This window comes from Alteromonas sp. S167, assembly GCF_036864375.1.
Taxonomy (GTDB): Bacteria; Pseudomonadota; Gammaproteobacteria; order Enterobacterales; family Alteromonadaceae; genus Alteromonas.
This window is the reverse complement of sequence record NZ_JAZETR010000002.1, coordinates 102,252-124,213: the sequence shown is the minus strand read 5'-3', so window position 1 is coordinate 124,213 and position 21,962 is coordinate 102,252. Positions and strand designations below refer to the sequence as shown.

Here is a 21,962-nt window from a genome sequence, read left to right as displayed (position 1 = left end):
GCGAGCCAAATAACTGGCATTCATAATAAAGAGGTACGCAATTTGTTTCACAAGACGTGTGGCCGAAAAGGTCGATCCGCTCGCGTAATAGGAATGGCCATGGCTGTTTCTGTAACGCTGTCAGGCTGCTCTACTATTGAAGACTGGTTTACTGACGACGAAAAGCTAGAGATTCGTCGATTAAAGCCCATTGATGCTAAATTTCAGCCAACCATTAGCTGGGAGCGTGAAATAGGTAATGGCGTAGACCGCTATTTCTCTCGTTTGCGCCCTGTATATGCCTACAACAAACTGTACGCTGCAGAGCGACATGGTAATGTCGTTGCGATGGAGCCTGAAACAGGCAAAGTTTTGTGGGAAAAGAACTTCGCAACCTTTAGTAATGAAGGGATGTTGAGCCCGGTAACGCGGTTATGGCAAGACGGTGAAACTGCACGTATTGGTGGTATTGCCGTTGCAGACAGGCACGTTTTCATTGGTACAGAGAATGGTTACATTGCTGCACTAGATGCTGAAAACGGTGAGCTTGTGTGGGAAGCGAGTATTCCTGGCGAGATATTGGCAGCACCAGCAGCTGACGAAGGCATTTTAGTGGTAAACACGGGAGCTGGAAGCCTATTTGGTTTTAATACCAGAACAGGTGAGCAAGTGTGGCGCCATGAGGGCGACACGCCACCGCTTACACTTCGCGGTATCTCTGGCCCAGTGGCCTCTAATGGTGGTGCCATCATTGGAACACCTACGGGCAAAATTCAAGTAAACCTTATCGATTCTGGTGTGCTCGCTTGGGAAACTGCCATTGCTAAGCCAACGGGCGCGACCGAGTTAGAGCGTATTGTTGATATTGATACAACGCCAGTTTTATTCGGTGGCACAATATACACGGTATCGTTTAATGGCACATTGGCTGCAGTTGAGCTGCGTTCTGGTCGTGTAATTTGGAAGCGTGAATATGCTTCTTTTAGAAACCTGAATATCGACGGTAACCGTATTTTTGTTGTAGATAACAACTCAAACGTGTATGCATTAGACAGAAGGAACGGTGTTGAGCTATGGTCGCAGAGCTCTCTTAAACAACGTTCTTTAACAGCAGCTACACCAATAGGTGACCACGTTGTCGTAGGCGACAACTGGGGCTTCTTGCATTGGATTGAACAAGAGACAGGACAAGTTGTTGCTCGCTTAGATGTTGGTGGTGATGATGATGACGATTCCATTTATGTAGAGCCAATTAAGGTTGATGGTCGTATCGTGGCTGTTACTCGAAGCGGCGTTATTGCATCAGTAAGTATGCCTCAGTAGCGATATCTAAGTAGCTATACCTAAAGAGCTAGGCGGTAACTAACACGCTGCGTTATTCAATACATATTTGTTCAATTAAAAAAGCGAGCCACAATAAAGGCTCGCTTTTTTGTTTTTGCTGACTACTCCTAAAGAATGTGAACATTCTTCAAACTTACAATCAAAAACTGAACGTCATTGGTATTAACCATTGAACAAGGTATAATGCGCCATTCTTCAAAGCCGCAAGCGTTTTTACCTGCTCTGTAATTGCTTCAATAACTGTTGCATGAGGTGTTAAGTCTTGCGGTTTGTGCTTTTTAGCTTTCATGACCCTTAGGATCTGATAAATGTTACCCGTTGTTGCTTTGGTTGGCCGCCCTAATGTTGGCAAGTCGACCTTGTTTAACCGTCTTACTAATACACGTGATGCGCTTGTTGCTGATTACCCCGGCCTTACGCGTGACCGTAAATATGGCCAAGCGAAATTTGATAGACGCCAGTTTATTGTTGTGGATACGGGCGGTATAACGGGTGATGAAGAAGGCATTGATGCGGAAATGGCGCAACAATCACTCTTGGCTATTGAAGAAGCCGATGTAGTGATGTTTCTTGTTGATGCTCGTGCTGGTTTGTTACCTGCCGACCAGGGTATTGCCGATCACCTTCGTCGTATAAATAAGAAGGTATTTGTTGTTGCAAATAAAGTTGATGGTATCGACGGCGATAGTGAAAGTGCTGAGTTTTACTCTTTAGGTCTTGGCGACATTAAGCAAATAGCCGCTGCGCATGGCCGTGGTGTAGCGCAGCTATTACAAGATGCCTTGGCGCCACTTGAATCTGAATTTCCTGATATGGAAATTGTGGACGAAGAGCCACAGGAAGACGAAGATGCCGAGTCGCAACGACAGCGTCTTCAAGAGTTACCTATTAAGCTTGCTATTGTGGGTAAGCCAAATGTAGGTAAATCTACGCTTACTAACAGAATATTAGGTGAAGAGCGCGTTGTTGTTTATGACATGCCTGGCACCACACGCGACAGCGTTTACATTCCTATGGAACGTGACGAGCGCGAATACATACTTATTGATACTGCGGGCGTTAGAAAACGCAAGAAAATTAGCGAAGCAGTTGAAAAGTTCTCAATAGTAAAAACCCTGCAAGCCATAGAAGAAGCAAACGTAGTGCTTTTGGTAATTGATGCGCGAGAGGGGATTACCGACCAAGATCTTAGCCTTTTAGGCTTTGTACTTAATTCTGGCCGTTCGCTTGTGGTGGCGGTAAACAAATGGGATGGATTAAGTAACGATATTAAAGATGAGATTAAGCGCGAAATGGACCGACGCTTAGGCTTTATTGATTTTGCCCGTATCCACTTCATTTCAGCATTGCACGGCTCTGGTGTCGGTAATCTGTTTGAATCGGTTCAAGAAGCCTATATGAGTGCTACTAAGCGTATTAATACCGCATTGCTTACGCAGATCATGGAAATGGCCCAAGACGATCATCAGCCGCCACTGGTGCGTGGACGTCGCGTGAAGATGAAGTACGCTCATGCCGGAGGATATAATCCACCAGTAATCGTTATTCACGGTAACCAAGTGGACGATTTACCAAGCTCTTACAAGCGCTTTTTGATGAACTACTTTAGAAAAGCCCTAGAAATTATGGGAACGCCAATAAAAATTGAATTCCGTGAAGGTAATAACCCATTTGAAGGCAAAAAGAATAATCTTACGCTTGCACAACAGCGTAAACGTCGCCGCATGATGTCTTATTACAAAGAGAAGAAGTAACGCAGCGCTGTCCTCGCCCTGAGCTTTCTACTCAGGGCTCAGAAACTTGCATCCATTCTTTACACTTAATCGTTAATTCAAAAAACAGCTGCATATCTTTGATATGTAATGCTGTGTGTTCTCGCACTCGAACAAGCGGAAGTTTCGTGAACTTCTTACATAGAGTAGAAGCCAAATAACCTTTTTTATTGGTTTCGCTGAGCTGTGAGCCTTATAAAGCAATGGATGCTTTGTTGTTTTTAGGAATTGTTATGACCTCAAGTGACTTTAAGTTAAAAAACAAAGCGCTTAAAAAAGACGAAGTTTTTAATTGGTTTGATAAATACGAAAGCAGCCCAAACAAAGAGACTTATCTTCTAAATCAAGAATTAAAGAAAGGTGATGGATACGCCTTACCTAGAAAGTATCAGAAACTTATGCAGTTAAAACATAAATTAAACCATGCTTTTAAGAGTTAGTTGCTAACTTAAAACTTAATGCCGGGAGTGGAAAAGCGTTTCTAATGTGTAGACTAAATAGTTTTTAATAACAATTCACTTCCTGAAATTTATTACTGATTCATGTAATGGTTACCCACCCCCCTTTTTGTTTTCATTCGCTACCACAAATTTCATGATGTCACTGAAGCCCAATCGATTCGACGGTTATAGACCGATTGAGTTAGTAAATAAACAGTGGCTTTCAATTTGCATTGAAACTAATGGAAGGCAAATTAGATGAAAGGCAAGCAAACGTTGTATTGGCTTAATTACCTCGCTTTCAATGATGGAAGCGAAGACATAAAAGTTTAGCGGTAGAGGCTTTGAGATAAAAGCTGTGAAGTAACTATTGAAGATAAAGGATTAACTATGTCTACAAGTGAACATCTTCGCCTTACTAAGGCACTAAAAAAAGACCAAGTATATAACTGGTTTGATAAATACGAGACAAAACCCTCAAGTGGTAATTATGTGATGAATCAAAACATTGCGAAGCAAACCAGAAATGCTGTGAAGCAAACTAAAAATGCAGGTTCACCCGCTTCAGCTAAGCTTAATCGAATGAAACGTAAGCTAAAAGTTGCAGTTAGAGCTAAGGTAAGGCTAGCGTAGCATCGCGCTAGTCGCCCTGCGTACTCTGTTGCAACAACTGCCTAATATTTTTCATAAGTACTGACTCTGTTGGCACGCTAATAGACGCGATAAGTTCATCGGCAATAGGGTCTGAGAACTGCACTGGAAACGTTGTCGACACCTTTACAATTTTATCGCCTCGTCTGAACACGTAGGTCGATGCATAAAGAGTAGGCGATGTTTCTGATTCTGCTTTAAGGCCAATTCGCCAGCCAACAATATCACTGTTGACAGTGTAGGGCGATGCCGGAGACGGTTGGCTTAGTGTCAATGCTTTAGACTGCGCTACTTGTTCTGCCCTCGCTACATCATCTAGAAGCTGCGCATTTAACAACTCGCCGTCTTTCACTGATAAAGCTTCCATAAATGGGTATACCGTAACGTCAATTAGTGCATCTTCGAACTGCGAATGTGTATAACGAGTTATAGCACCGTTAAATGGGTCGTCGTAAAGCTGTGTTTCTAATTTCGTGAAATCGCCAATTTTATCGGGCACGAATAATTCTTGGGTGTAGTCGCTGGCTTGCAGTGCTGAAAAAAGAAATACATTGGAAAAAACGTTATCTTTTCTTACTTTTTCAAGCCACATGTCTACTAATACTGACGCTGCTTGGTTAGTAGAAACTTGTTGGTTGTTATAAGACAATGGCGTACTGCTTATTTCAAGACCACGCCACTGCAAAATGAACTCTGCATACTGGCCATCGGTGTGCCCCATGTTTGCAATTAACAATTCATAATCACCACCGTCTTCAAAAGGCATTAACCTAGTAAACGCATTCGAATTCTTCAGCGCAACTAAAAAGTGTTCAACAGGGATTGCATCCTCTACGCACTGTTCGCTATTGCTTTTCTTTAGCGCTTCGCATTGACGAAATAACGCATTGCTGGGGTATGTTGAATAAACTGATAAAGAATGATGATACGACGCACTTGCCCGTGCGTGACCAGCGCTTACGAGCAAGGTTATTAACAGTGCTAATAAAGAAGATAAAAATAGCGTAGAAATGGGCGCCAATTTACGCATTTTCACTTTCCATGTGTAGTACCAAATAGGCTTCACATCTCATCATTGTATAGCTGCTCCATAGCCTATTTTAATTTGAAGAATTTGAGTTTTCTTTAACGTGCGTTACGGTGCTGACTATCTCACCATCTGATACTTTTGTCGTTAATTTTTTACCTTTTTTAACATCTGAAACACTGCTCACCGGCTCATCATCCAGTAGTGTTATAGAATAGCCTCTGGCTAATGTAGACAAAGGGCTAACCGACTGTAACAAGGCCACCTTTGTACCTAACGTGTTTTTTTTGTTTCGCAAAATGGTATTTAATGCGCTTGATAGACGGGAAGTAGTGCTGCCTAGCTTGTCTTTAGCTAACGCCAATTGAGAAACAGGGCTCTGCTGGGCAAGGCGAGCACTTAACTGCTGATGTCGCTTTTCTGTATGAGTGAATACGCGCTGCATCTGATGTTGCAAACGCAGGTTTAGACGGTCTAACGTCTGCCATTGATATTGAATTTTGCTCTCTGGGTGTAGCGTGTTCAAACGCTGTTTTTTAAGAGTTAACTGTTGCTTACTTGCTTGAAGATAATGCGTCATCACGCGTGTAAGACGTTGCGTATACTGATGTAGCGTTTGTTGAAGTGCTGTTGAGTCTTGGCTTAAAATCTCCGCTGCTGCTGAAGGGGTAGGTGCTCTAACATCGGCAACAAAATCAGCAATCGTAAAGTCCACCTCGTGGCCAACTGCACTGACTATTGGTAGGGAACTCGCGGCAATTTCACGCGCTAGCACCTCATCGTTAAAACACCATAAGTCTTCAAGTGAACCACCACCGCGCGTAAGCAATATTACATCAACTTCGTTTCGACGGTTTGCTGTGCGCAATGCATCAATAAGTTGAAGCGATGCCGTGTCTCCCTGAACCATAGAAGGGTACACAACTACCTCGGTTTGCGGGCTGCGACGTTTTAGTACGCTTAATACATCGTGAAGCGCAGCTCCGCTTGAAGACGTGATAACACCAATACGATTCACATGTTGCGGTAGCGAGCGTTTGTTTACAGCATCAAATAGCCCCTCGCTATTCAACTTAAACTTCAATGCTTCAAAAGCTTGTTTAAGTGCACCTTCACCATCGCTTTCCATGTGCTCAACCACAAGCTGATAATCACCGCGAGCTTCATATAACCCTACAGAAGCGCGCACTAATATTTTGTCACCTTCTTTCGGGCGAATTCGCACATTGCGATTCGCCCCTTTAAACATGGCAGCTCGAACCTGTGCTTTATTATCTTTAAGCGTGAAGTACCAATGCCCTGATGCCGCGGCAACAAAATTGGATATTTCAGCCGACAGCCAGATAAGGCCAATTTCACCTTCCAGCACGGTTCTGGCTAAGCGATTTAGCTTGGTAACTGTTAAAATTTGTCGAGACGTAGATGGCGAATTTGTAAACATAAAAAAAATCACTGGGTTTAATACATTTAGAGTTTACCTGAAAACTAAAAAACACTACAATTGCGCCGCAATTAACCCTCAACTGAATAGGTGTTGTTGCATGCTACGTATCATCCAAGAAGCCCTGACGTTCGACGATGTGTTGCTGGTTCCCGGCCACTCGACCGTCCTCCCTCACACTGCAAACTTACAAACACGCCTTACGCGTGGCGTAACGTTAAATATTCCAATGGTGTCTGCTGCCATGGACACGGTTTCTGAAGCCCGTCTAGCTATCGCGCTAGCGCAAGAGGGTGGTATTGGTTTCATTCACAAAAATATGAAACCAGAAGAGCAAGCTAAGCACGTACGTGAAGTGAAGAAGTACGAAAGTGGTGTGGTATCTGACCCTGTAACGGTCTCTAAAGACGCAACTATTGGCGAAGTAATCGCTCTTTCAAAGCGTCTTGGTTACTCAGGCTTCCCAGTAACCGATAAAGACAACAACCTTATTGGTATTGTGACAGGTCGTGATCTTCGTTTTGAAAAGCGCTTAAACCTTCCTATTAGTAACGTAATGACCGGTAAGGATGATTTGGTTACTGTTAAAGAAGGCGCAAGCTCTGATGTTGTACTAGACCTTATGCACGAGCACCGCATTGAAAAAATTCTTGTTGTAGATGATGCATACAAGCTTACAGGTCTTATCACCGTTAAAGACTTCCAGAAAGCTGAAAACAAACCTAATGCATGCAAAGACTCGCTAGGTCGTCTTCGCGTAGGAGCAGCGGTAAGTGTTGGTGCAGGTACTGATGAGCGTATCGCATTACTTATTGAAGCAGGTGTTGATGTGTTACTTATCGACACATCTCATGGTCACTCACAAGGTGTTATCGACCGTGTTAAGAAAGTGCGTGCTGACTATCCAGATGTACAAATTATTGCGGGTAACGTGGCAACAGGCGACGGAGCAAAAGCGTTGGCAGAAGCTGGCGTTGACGCGGTTAAAGTAGGTATTGGCCCAGGTTCAATTTGTACCACACGTATTGTTACCGGTTGTGGTGTGCCACAAATCACAGCAGTATCTGATGCGGTTGAAGCGCTAAAAGATACTGATATTCCTGTTATTGCAGACGGCGGTATTCGTTTCTCTGGCGATATTGCGAAAGCACTTGCCGCAGGTGCAAGCTGCGTTATGGTGGGCAGCATGCTAGCCGGAACAGAAGAGGCGCCTGGAGAAGTGGAGCTTTTCCAAGGTCGTTATTACAAGTCTTACCGCGGTATGGGCTCATTAGGTGCAATGGACCAAAGCCATGGTTCATCTGACCGTTATTTCCAAGAATCTGATAACGCGGAGAAATTAGTACCTGAAGGTATTGAAGGACGCGTTGCATATAAAGGTCCAATTGCGAACATCATCCATCAACAAATGGGCGGCTTGCGCTCGGCGATGGGCTTAACGGGTTGCGCAACAATTGAAGAGCTTAACAATAAAGCTAAGTTTGTACGTGTAACGGCAGCCGGCATGGGCGAGAGTCACGTGCACGATGTAAGCATTACCAAAGAAGCGCCAAACTACCGTTTAGGTTAAGGCGAGTTACCGCTCAGCGTGGTGATAGTGTTTTATACAACCACGCTGTAAACCCATCCTTGAGAGCTTGGCCCCGGCATTCATGCCTCGGACAGGTTGTTTACAAACACTTTGCCTTCGCTATTTAGCGACATGTTGCACAGTGGTTGGAAAGAGAAAAAGGCTTTTTATGAGTTTAAACATACACGCTCAACGCATACTTATTTTGGATTTTGGCTCGCAATACACGCAGTTAATAGCGCGTCGTGTTCGCGAAATTGGCGTTTACTGTGAGCTTTGGGCTTGGGATGTGACCGAAGAGCAAATTCGCGAGTTTAATCCGCAAGGCATTATTTTGTCAGGTGGTCCGGAATCGGTAACCGAAGCCGGCTCTCCGCGTGCTCCGCAATACGTTTTCGAAGCGGGTGTACCCGTGCTAGGTGTGTGCTATGGCATGCAAACCATGGCTGAGCAATTAGGCGGAGCGGTACAAGGTTCTGACAAGCGTGAGTTTGGTTATGCACAAGTTGAAGTTATTAAGCCAAGCCCACTATTAGACAAAATAGAAGATGCCATCAGCGACAATGGCAGTGCGCTTCTAGACGTGTGGATGAGCCATGGTGACAAGGTAGCATCTATACCCGCTGGGTTTGAAACAATTGCACAAACGCCATCGTGCCCGCACGCCGCAATGTACAACGAAGAAAAACAGTTCTATGGCGTACAATTCCACCCAGAAGTGACACACACACGCCAAGGTATGCGTTTACTTACCCATTTCATTATGGATATTTGTAAGTGTGAAAAGCTCTGGACTGCTGGCGCAATCATCGATGATGCCATTGAGCGCATTAAAGAAAAAGTAGGCGATGAAGAAGTTATCCTAGGCCTTTCCGGCGGTGTTGACTCTTCAGTGACAGCAATGCTTCTTCATCGTGCGATTGGTGACAAACTTACTTGTGTGTTCGTAGACAATGGTTTACTGCGTTTGAACGAAGCTGATCAAGTAATGGAAATGTTCGGCGATCATTTCGGGCTTAACATCATCCGAGTAGACGCTGAAGACAGATTCTTAGATCGTTTAAAGGGCATTGAAGATCCTGAGCTTAAGCGTAAAGCCATTGGCAACGAGTTCGTTAGAGTATTCGACGAAGAAGCCGGCAAACGCGAGAACGCAAAGTGGCTAGCACAAGGTACTATTTATCCAGACGTAATTGAATCTGCGGGTTCTGCAACGGGTAAAGCGCATGTCATTAAATCGCATCACAACGTGGGCGGTCTTCCAGAAGACATGGAGTTAGGCCTTGTTGAGCCCCTTCGTGAGCTATTTAAAGACGAAGTACGCAAAATTGGTCTTGAGCTAGGCTTGCCGTATGACATGCTTTACCGTCACCCATTTCCTGGGCCAGGTCTTGGTGTTCGCGTGTTAGGTGAAATTAAGAAAGAGTATTGCGACTTACTTCGCCGTGCTGATGCTATTTTCATTGAAGAGCTATATGCAGCTGATTTATACCAAAAAGTAAGTCAAGCATTCACCGTATTCCTACCAGTGCGCTCAGTAGGCGTGATGGGGGATGCGCGTAAATACGATTGGGTTGTAAGCTTGCGAGCAGTTGAAACCATCGACTTTATGACAGCGCATTGGGCGCACTTACCTTACGATTTCTTAGGCAAGGTGTCGAACCGTATCATCAATGAAATCGACGGCATTAGCCGCGTGGTTTACGATATTTCTGGTAAGCCGCCGGCAACGATTGAGTGGGAGTAATACTCACGTTTCATTAGCTCATAAAAAAGGAAGCGATAGTGCTTCCTTTTTTAATTGACCAATTCACTTTGATTAAAAAAAATTAATATATTAGGCGGTAGTTATTAATCTCAGCAATGACGAATGCTAAAGAACCCATTTAGCATGGTTATATTGTTAAACCCCTCTCACTATTAACAATTTACTCGTTTGTAAATTTGCGCGATTTTTGAACTCTACTATTCTTCTGTTAAGAGCATTTAATATTTAAACTTAAGAAGAATTGACAGGATGTTTCGAAACCAAAACATGGCAAGTTGGCAGTTTAAACTATACCTTGTTGGCGCGGTGCCAATATTGGTATGTCTTTCCATTGTGGGTTTAGCATCAAACACACTCCTTTCTCAAAGCGAATCACTACAGCAAGCTATTGACGAACTGAAAAGCCGTCAGGATATGTCACTGTCTTTTATGGTCGCCAATTTAGCGCTTAATGCGGAAGTAAAATCTTTAATAGCTGCATCCACTCCTGGTGACATACGCGTCAGTGCTATTGCAACTATCAAAGCTACTTCTACAGTAGAAGAAGAGTTAACAAATCTAAAAGAGGCGCTTGGCAATGATAGTAGTTTGCAGCGTATGCGAGCGCTATTTGACGAAATAAAACCCCGTCAAATGCAGGTCATCGGAAAGGCGAAGCGCAATTCAGATGCAGAAGCAATGAACATTGCAAACGAAATGAAGCCACTTATCTCTGAGCTTGAAAAAATAAGTCTGTCGCTAGTAAAAAGAGAGTCTGAAAAACTGACTGAGCTAAAAAATGCAAATGCATCACAGAATACAAAACTTATGTACTCTCTTGTTACTTTTTCATTGATAGGCGCCTTAGCTTCACTCGGTATTGCGCTTTACTTCGGCAAAACATTGAAGGATAGGCTTAATTATGTGCGTACAGTGCTGGCTAAATTCAGTGAGGGGGATTTAACTAGTCGCGTTGAAAAGCGCAGTAAATGTGAAATTGGTGAGGTGAATGACTCGATTGCCGTAACATTGTCTAAAATTGAAAAGACCGTACAACAAATATCGAAGCGAGCCAAAGGGCTAAATAGTGACGCCGAAGTAGTAAAACAGGCAACTGAGAATTCTATCGCACGGGTAACAGCGCTCACATCAACTTACCAACGGATAGATGAAAGTGCACAAACCAATATATCGTTGAGTGAGAAAACAGCGGACGAATTACACACAGTAAAAACCATGAGTGCTGATGCGAGTAAAAAGGCCCTCGAAGCCCTTCAGCAAGCCCAAGTGACAAAAAGCAATATCGCCGAAGTGATTACATCTATCAACGTATCAAATCAATGCGCAGAGCAAATGGGGCTCGCAGTACAAAATATTACATCAATTTCTGAAAATATTGCGGCTATTTCTGAGCAAACTAATTTACTTGCGCTCAATGCTGCTATCGAAGCTGCGCGAGCGGGCGAAAGTGGCAGAGGTTTCGCTGTTGTAGCGGATGAAGTAAGAAGCCTTGCATCACGCTCTAACGACTCGGTCGACGAAATTGCAGCATTGGCACAGCAACTTACCACGAGCGTGTCAGAAATGGTGTCTCAAATGAATGAGACCAGTACAAAAGTTTCCGAGCAAGAGCAGGAATTTGAGTCGACGCTTGAGAATATTTTGAATGCTGAATCGCTTATTCGAAGTAGCGAAGGGCGCATTGAAGAAGCATCAAACATAGGCGATCAACAACTCGATGAGACGCGCGCCATTATTGAAGCGATGGAAAAGCTCAAGGAAGTCATAGATTCCACCACACTGTCTGTTGCCGATATGGAAGGCCTTTCAGATAGTTTGGCACAATCGTCAAGCAGGCTGCAGTCGCTTGTTTCTTATTTCAAGATAACGGGAGATGCAACGTGAAAACCCTTTTGTGTGCATTATGCGTGTTGATATCCACCAACCTTCTAGCCGAAGAATACGTTTTTGAAGCAGGTCATCCATCACTTAAAGAATGGTTACTTCCTGCTGAAGTTCCGACACCGGATGATAATCCGTTAACCAAAGAAAAAATTGAGTTGGGAAAAATGCTCTTTTTCGACCCTCGTTTGAGCGGTGATGGAAACATGTCGTGTGGCACATGCCATTCTCCGTTGTTTGGATGGTCCGATGGGCAAGCAACGGCTAGAGGTCACAAAAGCATGGTGCTTGGACGTGCATCACCTGTCATCACGAACACGGCATACAACGATATTCAGATGTGGGACGGACGCGAGCAAACCCTTGAAGATCAGTCCATAGGGCCAATGCGTAATTCTGCTGAAATGAACATGGATATACCCAAGCTTGTGCAGTTTTTGAAAAGCTCTGACTATCAACAACATTTCAAGAACGCATTTGGCACTGACGAAATTGGTGTAGCGCAAATTGCGAAAGCCCTTGCCTCGTTTGAACGCACGGTAGTTAGCAGAAATTCGCCATTTGATGCATGGGTAAGGGGCGACAAGAATGCGCTAACCGAACAACAAATACGCGGATTTAAGGTGTTTGTTGATCCTAAGAAAGGAAATTGCGCGGTGTGCCACAGTGCGCCTAATTTCACAGATAATGGTTTTCATAACTTAGGTTTAGCGTCTTATGGAAACGAAAATCCAGATTTAGGAAGGTATACACAGCGGCCGCTAAAGCTTATGAAGGGCGCATTTAAAACACCAACAATTCGCGATATCACGCTTTCTGCACCTTATTTTCATGATGGAAGCGCCAATACGCTTGATGAAGTTGTAGAGCACTACGCAAAAGGCGGGGTCGTTAAAGACAATCTATCGCCAAACATGAAAGCACTGAACCTGACAGAGCAAGAAAAGTTAGATCTTGTTGCATTTATGGAGTCGCTAACTACACCACGAAAAGAATTTGTTTTACCAATTCTCCCACTATAAGGCGGTATTTATGAAACTGATATTCTCTTTAATGTTGTTTTTTACAAGCACTACGCTATTTGCAAACGAACCGGTTGTTGTTGGACAAAAGGATAAGGCTTTTACCGTTAAAAACGTTGAAATTTCGGTTGGTGATACGGTTCGTTTTTTAAACGAAGATGACTTTTTTCACAATGTGTTTTCGCTTTCTGATGCGGCCTTGTTTGACTTAGGTTCGTTCCCGAAAGGAGAGCACCGCGACATTCAATTCGATACAGCAGGTGAAGTTGAGGTTGAGTGTGCGATTCATCCGTCCATGAAAATGGTCATACATGTGAAAGAATAAAAAAGGACTATGCTCATGAACGCCAGCAATTTCAAGCATGCTGTTGTTGTATTGCTCATATTATTCCCATGTTTGTTAAGTACGGTGCATGCCGAGGATACAACCCCATCAATTCAGATTGGTGCAAAGGTTTATCAACAGCGCTGCGTTTTGTGTCATGGCTCACAAGCAATGGGGGAAGGTATACTGCCCATGAAGCTAAAGGGATACCCCAATACCAATTTGCTTCAACGTATTAGACAGCGCAATGAGCAAGAAATACAGAATATCGTCACACACGGTGCGTCTCTTGATAGCATTTCTGACTATATGCCTCCAATGGGCGCAGAACTTTCGTGGACAGAGTTAGAGAGCGTAGTCGACTTTCTTATGCTGTTAAAAGAGGACACTGATAAAGGCTTGAATTTGTTAGCGTCGGTTAACGCAGCGTCGTCTGAACAGTCTATATTTGCCGGGCGTGATATTTATGAAACACGCTGTGTACTTTGCCATGGCGCTTCAGGCCAGGGTGATGGGCGAATGAGCAAAATTATAAAATCACCACCACCTTTTAATTTAACATTATCGCGTCTGCCGAAAGAGTATTTAATTGATATCGTAACGAAAGGTGGTGAGGGGATGAAACGCTCTGGTCAGATGCCTCCTTGGGGCGACCAACTTACTCAAGAAGAGATTGGCCATGTTGTAGATTATATCGTGACGCTGAGAAAGTAATGAAACGGTTTACGCGTTTTCCTATAACTGATGAGGCGATATACAAATCTCGCCGCCTGTTAATAAAGCAAGCTATCGCATGTGGTCTTGTTGCAGGTGGACTAGTTTCGCCTGCAAGAGGCGCTTCTGAAATTTCTGTCACGTCCGAGAAGCGGGCAACCACCTACTGTAACTACTACGAATTTTCTAGTAATAAACAGATGATTCATCATTTAGCGAAAGCGTTTTCGGTGTCACCTTGGACGTTAACCATAGATGGCGAAGTAAAGAAGCCAATTCAAGTGGAGCTCTCTATTTTGCCTGATGATGTGTCGCGTACTTATCCCATGCGATGTGTTGAGGGGTGGACAGCAGTTATTCCTTGGCAAGGCGTAATGCTTCGAGATGTATTGTCGATGGTAGAACCCAATGAAAATGCAAAATACGTTAAGTTTCACAGCGTTTTTCGACCAGATGAGATGCCAATGCAGCGAACAGGTAATTTTCCGTGGCCTTATGTTGAGGGATTAAGACTCGATGAAGCAATGCATCCGCTCACAATGCTCGCCACAAAAATGTACGAGAAACCACTTACCAAGCAAAATGGCGCGCCCATTCGTCTTGTTGTGCCATGGAAATATGGTTACAAAAGCATTAAAGCCATTACCCGAATTGAGCTGACACAAAATCAGCCAGTGGGGTCGTGGCAACAAGCAGTACCGTCAGAGTATGACTTTCTTGCCAACGTAAACCCTAATCAACCACACCCAAGGTGGAGTCAGCGTAGAGAGTTACTGCTAGGTGAAAAGAGAAAAAGAAAAACACTCATGTACAATGGCTTTGAAAGCGATGTCGCGGCCCTATACGCCTGATAATGAAGTTAAACGTGTTTGGTACAACGCTGCACCGCATGTCAGTGCAATTCGAATTATTATTTACCTTTCGGCTTTTTTTCTAACGCTTTACCTCATCTATTGTTTTTATGCCGACTTACCAAACACCTACCAGACGTTGATGTCGCTCTCTGGTCAATATTCGTTGATATATTTTTTTATTGTGCTGGCAATAACGCCTTTAAGGCGCTGGTGCGTCATTTTATGTCAATATTTAAAGGCGCGTTTCGGAAAGCGATTAAGTGACTGGAATTGGCTTATAAAATTGCGTCGAAGTTTAGGTGTCGTTAGTACTCACTTCGCATTGATACACATGCTTATTTACCTGTGGCTCGAATTGGACTGGTCTTTCGGTGAAATAGTTTGGGATGCGCAGCAAAGGCCTGTTGTTGCAATTGGATGGTTAAGCTTCGTAGTGCTTACGCTTTTGGCGTTGACAAGTCCTGATATCGTTCAGAAAAAGCTGAAAAAAAATTGGCGCGTACTACACCGAAGTATCTATCCGCTAACGTTACTTATTCTATTGCACTATGCGTTAGAGGAAAAAATAGGAGAAAGCGCTGTAGTGTATTGGGTTGTTCTGTCGCTGGTTTTACTGTTGCACCGGGTTTGGTTTAACTGGCGTAAGGTTCGTGCCAACGTCTATGACGATGGAATGCTTGCCAAGCGATAGTATTCGTATAAATTTATATATATTAGTATTTAATTTTATACCTTACGTGTAACAGGGCTGTCACAAAAAGATCATCTAATGGTGTTACATCGTTGGATATTTTCTGCCTAAGGTCTTTTTTGTGTTCAATTACACTAGCATCAGCCGCTTGGTCATGACCCCTGTTCTTGCCAGCCTTTTTTTACTTGTTTTGCTTAACAGCGCATCAATTTTTAAATCGTTTTCGGTGCTCAATTCTTTTGATGAGCTTGAAAATACGTTAGTTCAATCTGAGCGCGATGTGAACATGGTGCTAAGCACGTTTAAAACACAGGTGCAGGAATGGAAAAACGTACTTATACGTGGCCACAAAAAAGATGATCTAGATAAGTACTGGGGGCGATTTAAGCAGAGAGAAGCTGAGATAAAAAGCCAGTTCAACGCTATGTTAAGTAATGAGGCCATAAGCGATAAGGCTAAGTCAGAAATTAGGCAGTTTCTTAAAGCACATTCTGTGATGGCGACGAAATATCGAGAGGGCTACGAGGCATTCGTTACGTCGAACTTCGATCCTAAAGTAGGCGATGGCTATGTGAGAGGCATAGATCGTGAGCCTGCAAAGCTGCTTGCGAGCATTGCAGATGATATTGCCAAACAAAGCGAAGATGCAATAGCGGATTTGAAAGCGAATACTCGCTTTATGCTATGGGTTATTTTGCTTGCAGCTATTGCTCTGTCATTGGCATCCGTTGTTTACGTTGTCTCTCGCCTTCGAACTCAGGTTATAAAGCCAACCAAGCAAATAGCTTCATGCATTTCCAATTTAGCCAACAGCAATTACGACTACGCATTAACGTACACAAGTAAACACGAGCTGGGCGTGCTAGCAAATTCAGCACGTGCGCTTCAGAGTAAACTGAAAGAGTCGGTGGAACAGCTGCGTGAGGCAGAAACTGAAATGGAGCGTGCTTTTGGTACGCTTGGCAACGTAAGTAAATCCATTATGGACGGCGCTGTAGAGCAGCGGGACGCCTCTCGTTCGCTAGACAGCAGTACAGATAAACTTCGCGAGATAGTACAAAGCTTAGTCGCTATTACTGACCAAGTGGCTGTTGCTACTAATAATTCAGAGATGAATGTTGCCAGCTGCTATACCACGTTTGAGAAAGCCAATTTGGGCTTTAAACAGCTTGCCAAAACGGTAACAGAGTCGAGTAATATTGTGGCTGAGCTACAAAGTAGAAGTACCAACATACTAAAAGTTGTGAACGTAATTAACGAAATTGCAGATCAAACCAACCTACTAGCGCTTAATGCGGCCATTGAAGCTGCTCGTGCTGGTGAGCATGGCCGTGGTTTTGCCGTTGTTGCAGATGAAGTACGAGCACTCGCTGCCAAAACGCAGCAATCTACCAAAGAGATTAACGATATTCTTAGTAGTTTTGAGGCTGAGGCAAAAGGAGCTGTTAATGCTATGGCGTCGGGTAAACAGCTTTCAGACAATAATGCAGAAGAGGCTGCTACTGCACTTGAAACACTCAACAATGTTGTCAGCGACATTAAAGAAACAGCCAGTGTTGTAGTGGCGCTCAATGAAGCGGCTGACGAACAGGAAGCTGTGCTTCATCAGGTAGAAGCAATTATCAATAATGTTGTGACGTCATCTGAACGTTATCATGAACTTTCTCAAAAAGACGACATGTCACGTTCAATGAAAAGTATGTCACTTAACGTTGAAAAAGTGGTGAATAGTTTGACCCGCTAGCGTCGCTTTGACAGTATAAGAAAGGGGAGCAGGTGGCTCCCTTTTTTATGCGCTTGAGGTACATAGTGTTTCATGATCCCACTCGTTTTCCATCCTATTTATAGCCAGCTCGATTTACCCGAGCGTCATCGATTCCCAATAGAAAAATATGTTGGTATTCGCGATGCATTAATTGCGAGAGGTATAGAAACGTCTCGCTTTATCACGCCAGAGCCCATAAGCGATAGTGAGCTTGTTCGCTATTACTCAAGTGACTATGTTGGTGCATTAACAACCGGCACTCTTGACCCCAAGGCAATGCGACGTATTGGGTTTCCATGGTCACAGCAGCTTATTGAGAGAACGCGCACGGCGGTCGCTGGAACGCGACTAACTGCACAGCTTGCGCTTGAAGCCGGTAAAGCGCTCAACCTCACCGGTGGTTATCATCACGCGTTCTCCGATTTTGGTTCGGGATTTTGCTTATTTAACGATTTGTACATCGCCGCTAAAACCATGCAGCAAGACAAGAACATCGACAATGTGCTAATTGTCGATTTAGATGTTCACCAAGGTGATGGCACGGCAAAACTTGCTGAAAATGATAGCGACATCTTTACGCTTTCTATCCACGGTGAAAAAAACTTTCCCTACAGAAAACAGCAATCAGATATTGATATTGGGTTAGCAAAAGGTACGGGGGATGATGAATATCTCACGGTACTGGAACAGGCATTAACGATTGCGTTACGACAGTTTCAACCCGACGCTATTATCTACGACGCAGGCGTTGATGTGCACATTAATGATGACTTAGGGCATTTACACATTACCACAGAGGGTGTTTATCAACGTGATTGCTTGGTCTTTGACATGGCTGAGCGACTGGGCGTGCCAATTGCAGCTGTGATTGGGGGAGGGTATCAGCGCGATATTGATGCCCTTGTTGATGTGCATCTGCAGCTGTATCGCGCGGCGGGTGTGATAGCTTAATACCCTAAAACGTTTATGCAGGTGCGCATAGTTTGCTGCACCTGTCAGTTTGCCTTTTTATAAAAACTGTAGCTGGAAACCAATACCAATTCGTTCTTGCGAGCGGTTATAGTCAATTAGTGAGTCGCCATAGCCGTTAAAATACTGAATTAATAAATCGTATCTATCTGAAATAGGATAGGTTAGGTCAAGCTGAATGCTGCCGCGGTTATCGCTAAAATCAAGGTTATTACGCAGTAGCGCCATCATTTTAAATGCACCTATTTTTCTTCCATACCCGAATTCCATTCTGCCATAGAAATCTTGGATGTCAGGATTGTCATCGCCGGTTGGATCCGTAGGGTCTTCTTTCTCGTCTTCTGGTATGCGATACCAGGTTTTTAGATAGTAAATATCGTCGTCGTCGCTAAACACGATTGACGCAAAAATTCTGTTCCAGCTGCGTGAGCGAATACCGCTTTGGCCGTTCGACATATGGTTAAAGCCAACTTGAAAGGTATTGAATTTATAGCCAAGTACCGAATAGTCTGCGGTTTCTTGCCAGAAAACTTCGGGCTCGTAGTTTGTTTCTCTGAACGGTTTTGATACTTCACTGTTATACAGTTGCCAAAACGAAGTCAGCGTAAAACCAAAGTACAGCCCATCAAAGCCGGTCTCTTCTAAATAAAGCGGTAGCTTAGCGCTAACTTGAAACTTTGCTTCAGTGTTGTCTACGTTATCATCGGTGAGGTCTTCATTACCTAGCGCGTTTGGCGACGACACGTAAGTGTAGGGCAGAAGGTAGTTTTGTCGGTGCTGTGTAATTGCAAAAACATTATCCAGGGCTTCTTTATCGCCCTCTAGCCTAGCATCTAGTGCGCTTTCTGTTGTGGTATCTCGCTTTATGATATCGATAATTTCGATACCCGACTTTTCACTAGCGGTATCTTGCTCTTCTGCTGTGTTTTCTTGCTTGGGCGCCGAGAGATTTTTCTCGTCGTAATCAGCAGGACGCGTTTGTGCCTGTACAGCACAGCAAAATATGAGTATAGCAGTAACGAATAAGGGCTTTAACACTGACACGTTTTGTATCTCCATGATAGGGGTTGTTTTTGTGCTTAACTGAAGTCCAGTGTTTGGCCTTCGCGAGATGCAAATACTTGTAATGTAGACTCAGCAATAGTGACATAACTATTACAATGGGTAACTACGTCATCTATATCGTCGTCGGTACGTTCTGGATCATGACTGTACAACGCCAATTGCTTAGCATTGCAGGCCATTGCCAATTTCACTGCTTCTTCAGCAACGCTATGACCCCAACCGGTTTTTGCCGGCATATCTGATAACATGTACTGCGCATCGTGGATAAGCACATCAGCATCGCTGGCAAATTTTACAAAATCCAGAAAATCAGTTTCTTTTTTATAAGGAGGGTAAAGCTCATTATCAGTGATGTAGGCTACTTTCACGCCATCGGCTTCAATGCAATAAGCGCTGCCTTTCCCTGGGTGGTTCATTGGTAACCGGTGAATTATCGCGCTGCCGATCTCAAATCTGTTTTGCTCGTCATTCAGCTCAATTATTTGAATGTTGGCTTTTAATGCTTCACGAGGCACAGGGAATAGTGAACCTTCCATCTGCTTTAAAATTTGATCTGGTTCATTCAAGGTTGTTAAGCCAGGATAAATATTGATATCGCGGCCTTCTTGATAAATGGGCAGAAAGAAGGGGAAACCTTGAATATGGTCCCAATGGTTGTGGCTTAACAGCAGGTAGATGGGAGTTTGCTTTCTTGCAAGTTGTTCGCCGAGTTTGCGAATACCTGTACCTGAGTCGAGGATGATATCAGTACCATCCTCTAGCTCAATATGAACGCATGCGGTGTTACCACCATAACGTATAAAATCTTCTCCCGGAGTGGGGATAGACCCTCTAACGCCATAAAATGTTAACCGCATACGCCCTTTTCCTTACCTTTGCAGGGCAAGTTCAGATGTTAGAGTGCGGCTACGAAGTCTTTCGCGGCACTAATGTCTAATAACTGCTTCTCGCCAGTACGTCTGTTCTTATATTCAACTTGTTGATTATCCAAGTTTCTTTCACCAATGACAATACTGTGAGGAATACCGATAAGCTCCATGTCATTGAACATCACACCAGGGCGCTCTTTACGGTCGTCAAACAGTACTTCAACACCTAAGTCTAGAAGATCTTGGTAAAGCTTCTCAGCCACTTCTTTAATGCGATGTGACTTGTGCATATTCATAGGTATTACTGCAATTTTAAACGGCGCAATAGGATCTGGCCACTTTATGCCGAACTTATCGTGATTCTGTTCAATTGCAGCAGCAACAATGCGCGACACACCGATACCATAGCAGCCCATGGTAAGTGTTTGGTGTTTACCTGTTTCGCTTAGTACACCGCAGTTCATTGCTTCAGAGTACTTGCTGCCAAGCTGGAATATATGGCCAACTTCAATGCCGCGTTTAATATCTAGTGTACCGTTACCGTCTGGAGATGCATCACCAGCTACTACGTTTCTGATATCTACGGCTTGAACATTGTCTGCCCAGTTGACGTTGGTGTTAAGTTTACCACCTACGCCCGAACCGGTTGTGAAATCGGCCAGTGCAGCAGCGCTAGCGTCCACAAACGTAGGGATTGAAAGGTTTGAAGCATCTGCAAAGTATGGCACTACGCCAAGCACTTCTTTGGCTTTATCGAGCGACGCTTCAACTAACGGCGTCGCAACGCCTTCAATTTTTTCGGCTTTAACGTCGTTTAGTTCGTGGTCAGCGCGAAGCACTAGTGCAACCCAATTGTCTGCCTGGATTTCTTCACCTTTATCATCAGTCGCATTTGCGGCTTTAACCACAACAACTTTCACAGCATTGGTTACATCTGCGTCAATGCTCTTAAGGATCTTCTCGAAGTCTTTACCTTTTGCATCCTTCGTTTCTACAGCTGCACCTGACGCCTGTGCTTTTTGTGGCGCAACAGCGGCAGCCATTTCAACGTTAGCGGCATAATCACTGCCTGTAGAGAAGGCAATGGCATCTTCACCAGAGTCGGCTAATACGTGGAACTCATGTGAATGGTTACCACCAATAGAGCCTGAGTCAGCAATAACGGCTCTAAAGTCTAAGCCCATACGAGAGAAAATGTTGCAGTATGCGTCATACATTTTCTGATACGTCTCTTCCAAACAGCTGTCTTCAAGGTGAAAGCTGTACGCATCTTTCATAGTGAACTCACGACCGCGCATAATACCGAAGCGAGGACGTACTTCATCACGAAACTTTGTTTGAACTTGATATAAGTTCAACGGAAGCTGCTTGTAGCTGCTTATTTCGTTGCGCACTAATGCCGTAATAACTTCTTCATGCGTTGGACCCAATACAAAGTCGCGCTGGTGGCGATCTTTTATGCGCAGAAGCTCTGGTCCATACTCTTCCCAGCGGCCTGACTCTTCCCACAGGTCAGCGGGCTGAACCACAGGCATAAGCACTTCAATAGCACCTGCTTTGTTCATTTCTTCACGAACAATATTGGCAACTTTGTTTAGCACTCGAAGGCCAGACGGTAGCCATGTGTATAGGCCAGAGGCTAGCTTTCGAATCATACCAGCACGCAGCATAAGCTGGTGGCTAATAACTTCTGCATCAGCAGGTGTTTCTTTCTGCGTGGCAAGCAAATATTGACTAGTGCGCATGTAAAGCAGGTTTCCTGTAAAAATTTTTCTTTGATTTGGCGTATTCTAATTAACTGCGAACGATTTCGCT

The 21,962-nt window shown here is 44.0% G+C and carries 19 protein-coding genes; 14 read left to right on the top strand and 5 right to left on the bottom strand.

Annotated features, from left to right (window positions below; genetic code table 11):
- Window positions 1-42 precede the first annotated feature (42 nt).
- The 4 genes from bamB to V7R35_RS03785 all read left to right on the top strand — a co-directional run bounded on the left by bamB (window position 43) and on the right by V7R35_RS03785 (window position 4,168).
- Window positions 43-1,302 carry an outer membrane protein assembly factor BamB gene (gene bamB, locus V7R35_RS03800; RefSeq protein ID WP_334013379.1) on the top strand — a complete coding sequence of 420 codons (1,260 nt, stop codon included), beginning with the start codon at window positions 43-45 and terminating at the stop codon, window positions 1,300-1,302.
- A gap of 329 nt (window positions 1,303-1,631) precedes the next feature.
- On the top strand, window positions 1,632-3,077 hold the full coding sequence (der, locus tag V7R35_RS03795; protein WP_334013378.1) for a ribosome biogenesis GTPase Der: 1,446 nt from the start codon (window positions 1,632-1,634) through the stop codon (window positions 3,075-3,077).
- A 251-nt stretch (window positions 3,078-3,328) separates the two neighbouring features.
- Window positions 3,329-3,535, top strand: coding sequence for a hypothetical protein (locus tag V7R35_RS03790; protein ID WP_334013377.1), 207 nt, complete (start codon window positions 3,329-3,331; stop codon window positions 3,533-3,535).
- 390 nt (window positions 3,536-3,925) lie between these two features.
- Window positions 3,926-4,168 carry a hypothetical protein gene (locus tag V7R35_RS03785; RefSeq protein ID WP_334013376.1) on the top strand — a complete coding sequence of 81 codons (243 nt, stop codon included), beginning with the start codon at window positions 3,926-3,928 and terminating at the stop codon, window positions 4,166-4,168.
- A 7-nt stretch (window positions 4,169-4,175) separates the two neighbouring features.
- On the opposite strand, the gene V7R35_RS03780 is transcribed toward V7R35_RS03785, so the two are convergent.
- Both V7R35_RS03780 and xseA read right to left on the bottom strand, forming a co-directional pair.
- Window positions 4,176-5,216, bottom strand: a complete 1,041-nt coding sequence (locus V7R35_RS03780; protein ID WP_334013375.1) for a hypothetical protein — start codon at window positions 5,214-5,216, stop codon at window positions 4,176-4,178.
- Window positions 5,217-5,286: 70 nt separating this feature from the next.
- Window positions 5,287-6,654: an exodeoxyribonuclease VII large subunit gene (xseA, locus tag V7R35_RS03775; RefSeq protein WP_334013374.1), complete on the bottom strand. Its 1,368-nt coding sequence runs from the start codon at window positions 6,652-6,654 to the stop codon at window positions 5,287-5,289.
- 100 nt (window positions 6,655-6,754) lie between these two features.
- On the opposite strand from xseA, the gene guaB reads away from it, so the two are divergent.
- From guaB to V7R35_RS03725, 10 genes are all read left to right on the top strand, one after another.
- Complete coding sequence (gene guaB, locus V7R35_RS03770; RefSeq protein ID WP_334013373.1) at window positions 6,755-8,224, top strand: IMP dehydrogenase; 1,470 nt, start codon at window positions 6,755-6,757, stop codon at window positions 8,222-8,224.
- Window positions 8,225-8,393: 169 nt separating this feature from the next.
- A complete protein-coding gene (guaA, locus tag V7R35_RS03765) occupies window positions 8,394-9,971 on the top strand; it encodes a glutamine-hydrolyzing GMP synthase (RefSeq protein WP_334013372.1) in 1,578 nt (525 codons plus the stop codon).
- 288 nt (window positions 9,972-10,259) lie between these two features.
- Window positions 10,260-11,876, top strand: a complete 1,617-nt coding sequence (locus tag V7R35_RS03760; RefSeq protein ID WP_334013371.1) for a methyl-accepting chemotaxis protein — start codon at window positions 10,260-10,262, stop codon at window positions 11,874-11,876.
- Window positions 11,873-12,895: a cytochrome-c peroxidase gene (locus V7R35_RS03755; protein ID WP_334013370.1), complete on the top strand. Its 1,023-nt coding sequence runs from the start codon at window positions 11,873-11,875 to the stop codon at window positions 12,893-12,895. The genes V7R35_RS03760 and V7R35_RS03755 overlap by 4 nt, the downstream gene beginning before the upstream one ends.
- Before the next feature lie 10 nt (window positions 12,896-12,905).
- A complete protein-coding gene (locus tag V7R35_RS03750) occupies window positions 12,906-13,220 on the top strand; it encodes a plastocyanin/azurin family copper-binding protein (protein ID WP_334013369.1) in 315 nt (104 codons plus the stop codon).
- Between the two features lie 15 nt (window positions 13,221-13,235).
- On the top strand, window positions 13,236-13,934 hold the full coding sequence (locus V7R35_RS03745; protein WP_334013368.1) for a cytochrome c: 699 nt from the start codon (window positions 13,236-13,238) through the stop codon (window positions 13,932-13,934).
- Window positions 13,934-14,785, top strand: a complete 852-nt coding sequence (msrP, locus tag V7R35_RS03740) for a protein-methionine-sulfoxide reductase catalytic subunit MsrP (protein ID WP_334013367.1) — start codon at window positions 13,934-13,936, stop codon at window positions 14,783-14,785. The genes V7R35_RS03745 and msrP overlap by 1 nt, the downstream gene beginning before the upstream one ends.
- Window positions 14,748-15,479: a sulfite oxidase heme-binding subunit YedZ gene (locus tag V7R35_RS03735; protein WP_334013366.1), complete on the top strand. Its 732-nt coding sequence runs from the start codon at window positions 14,748-14,750 to the stop codon at window positions 15,477-15,479. The genes msrP and V7R35_RS03735 overlap by 38 nt, the downstream gene beginning before the upstream one ends.
- 121 nt (window positions 15,480-15,600) lie before the next feature.
- Window positions 15,601-17,223, top strand: coding sequence for a methyl-accepting chemotaxis protein (locus V7R35_RS03730; RefSeq protein WP_334013365.1), 1,623 nt, complete (start codon window positions 15,601-15,603; stop codon window positions 17,221-17,223).
- A 72-nt stretch (window positions 17,224-17,295) separates the two neighbouring features.
- On the top strand, window positions 17,296-18,195 hold the full coding sequence (locus tag V7R35_RS03725; RefSeq protein WP_334013364.1) for a histone deacetylase family protein: 900 nt from the start codon (window positions 17,296-17,298) through the stop codon (window positions 18,193-18,195).
- 57 nt (window positions 18,196-18,252) lie between these two features.
- On the opposite strand, the gene V7R35_RS03720 is transcribed toward V7R35_RS03725, so the two are convergent.
- The 3 genes from V7R35_RS03720 to V7R35_RS03710 are packed head-to-tail and all read right to left on the bottom strand — an operon-like array spanning window position 18,253 to window position 21,892.
- A complete protein-coding gene (locus V7R35_RS03720) occupies window positions 18,253-19,257 on the bottom strand; it encodes a phospholipase A (protein ID WP_334013363.1) in 1,005 nt (334 codons plus the stop codon).
- Between the two features lie 35 nt (window positions 19,258-19,292).
- Window positions 19,293-20,135 carry an MBL fold metallo-hydrolase gene (locus tag V7R35_RS03715; protein ID WP_334013362.1) on the bottom strand — a complete coding sequence of 281 codons (843 nt, stop codon included), beginning with the start codon at window positions 20,133-20,135 and terminating at the stop codon, window positions 19,293-19,295.
- A gap of 38 nt (window positions 20,136-20,173) precedes the next feature.
- Window positions 20,174-21,892 carry a proline--tRNA ligase gene (locus V7R35_RS03710; RefSeq protein WP_334013361.1) on the bottom strand — a complete coding sequence of 573 codons (1,719 nt, stop codon included), beginning with the start codon at window positions 21,890-21,892 and terminating at the stop codon, window positions 20,174-20,176.
- Window positions 21,893-21,962: the final 70 nt, after the last annotated feature.

Excerpts from the sequence above, each read along its gene's own strand:
- msrP (WP_334013367.1), top strand. The coding sequence starts at position 13,934 with ATGAAACGGTTTACGCGTTTTCCTATAACTGATGAGGCGATATACAAA.
- V7R35_RS03785 (WP_334013376.1), top strand. The coding sequence starts at position 3,926 with ATGTCTACAAGTGAACATCTTCGCCTTACTAAGGCACTAAAAAAAGAC.
- V7R35_RS03715 (WP_334013362.1), bottom strand. The coding sequence starts at position 20,135 with ATGCGGTTAACATTTTATGGCGTTAGAGGGTCTATCCCCACTCCGGGA.
- V7R35_RS03745 (WP_334013368.1), top strand. The coding sequence starts at position 13,236 with ATGAACGCCAGCAATTTCAAGCATGCTGTTGTTGTATTGCTCATATTA.
- V7R35_RS03725 (WP_334013364.1), top strand. The coding sequence starts at position 17,296 with ATGATCCCACTCGTTTTCCATCCTATTTATAGCCAGCTCGATTTACCC.
- xseA (WP_334013374.1), bottom strand. The coding sequence starts at position 6,654 with ATGTTTACAAATTCGCCATCTACGTCTCGACAAATTTTAACAGTTACC.
- V7R35_RS03710 (WP_334013361.1), bottom strand. The coding sequence starts at position 21,892 with ATGCGCACTAGTCAATATTTGCTTGCCACGCAGAAAGAAACACCTGCT.
- der (WP_334013378.1), top strand. The coding sequence starts at position 1,632 with ATGTTACCCGTTGTTGCTTTGGTTGGCCGCCCTAATGTTGGCAAGTCG.
- guaB (WP_334013373.1), top strand. The coding sequence starts at position 6,755 with ATGCTACGTATCATCCAAGAAGCCCTGACGTTCGACGATGTGTTGCTG.
- V7R35_RS03790 (WP_334013377.1), top strand. The coding sequence starts at position 3,329 with ATGACCTCAAGTGACTTTAAGTTAAAAAACAAAGCGCTTAAAAAAGAC.
- V7R35_RS03760 (WP_334013371.1), top strand. The coding sequence starts at position 10,260 with ATGGCAAGTTGGCAGTTTAAACTATACCTTGTTGGCGCGGTGCCAATA.
- V7R35_RS03780 (WP_334013375.1), bottom strand. The coding sequence starts at position 5,216 with ATGCGTAAATTGGCGCCCATTTCTACGCTATTTTTATCTTCTTTATTA.
- guaA (WP_334013372.1), top strand. The coding sequence starts at position 8,394 with ATGAGTTTAAACATACACGCTCAACGCATACTTATTTTGGATTTTGGC.
- V7R35_RS03750 (WP_334013369.1), top strand. The coding sequence starts at position 12,906 with ATGAAACTGATATTCTCTTTAATGTTGTTTTTTACAAGCACTACGCTA.
- V7R35_RS03735 (WP_334013366.1), top strand. The coding sequence starts at position 14,748 with ATGGCTTTGAAAGCGATGTCGCGGCCCTATACGCCTGATAATGAAGTT.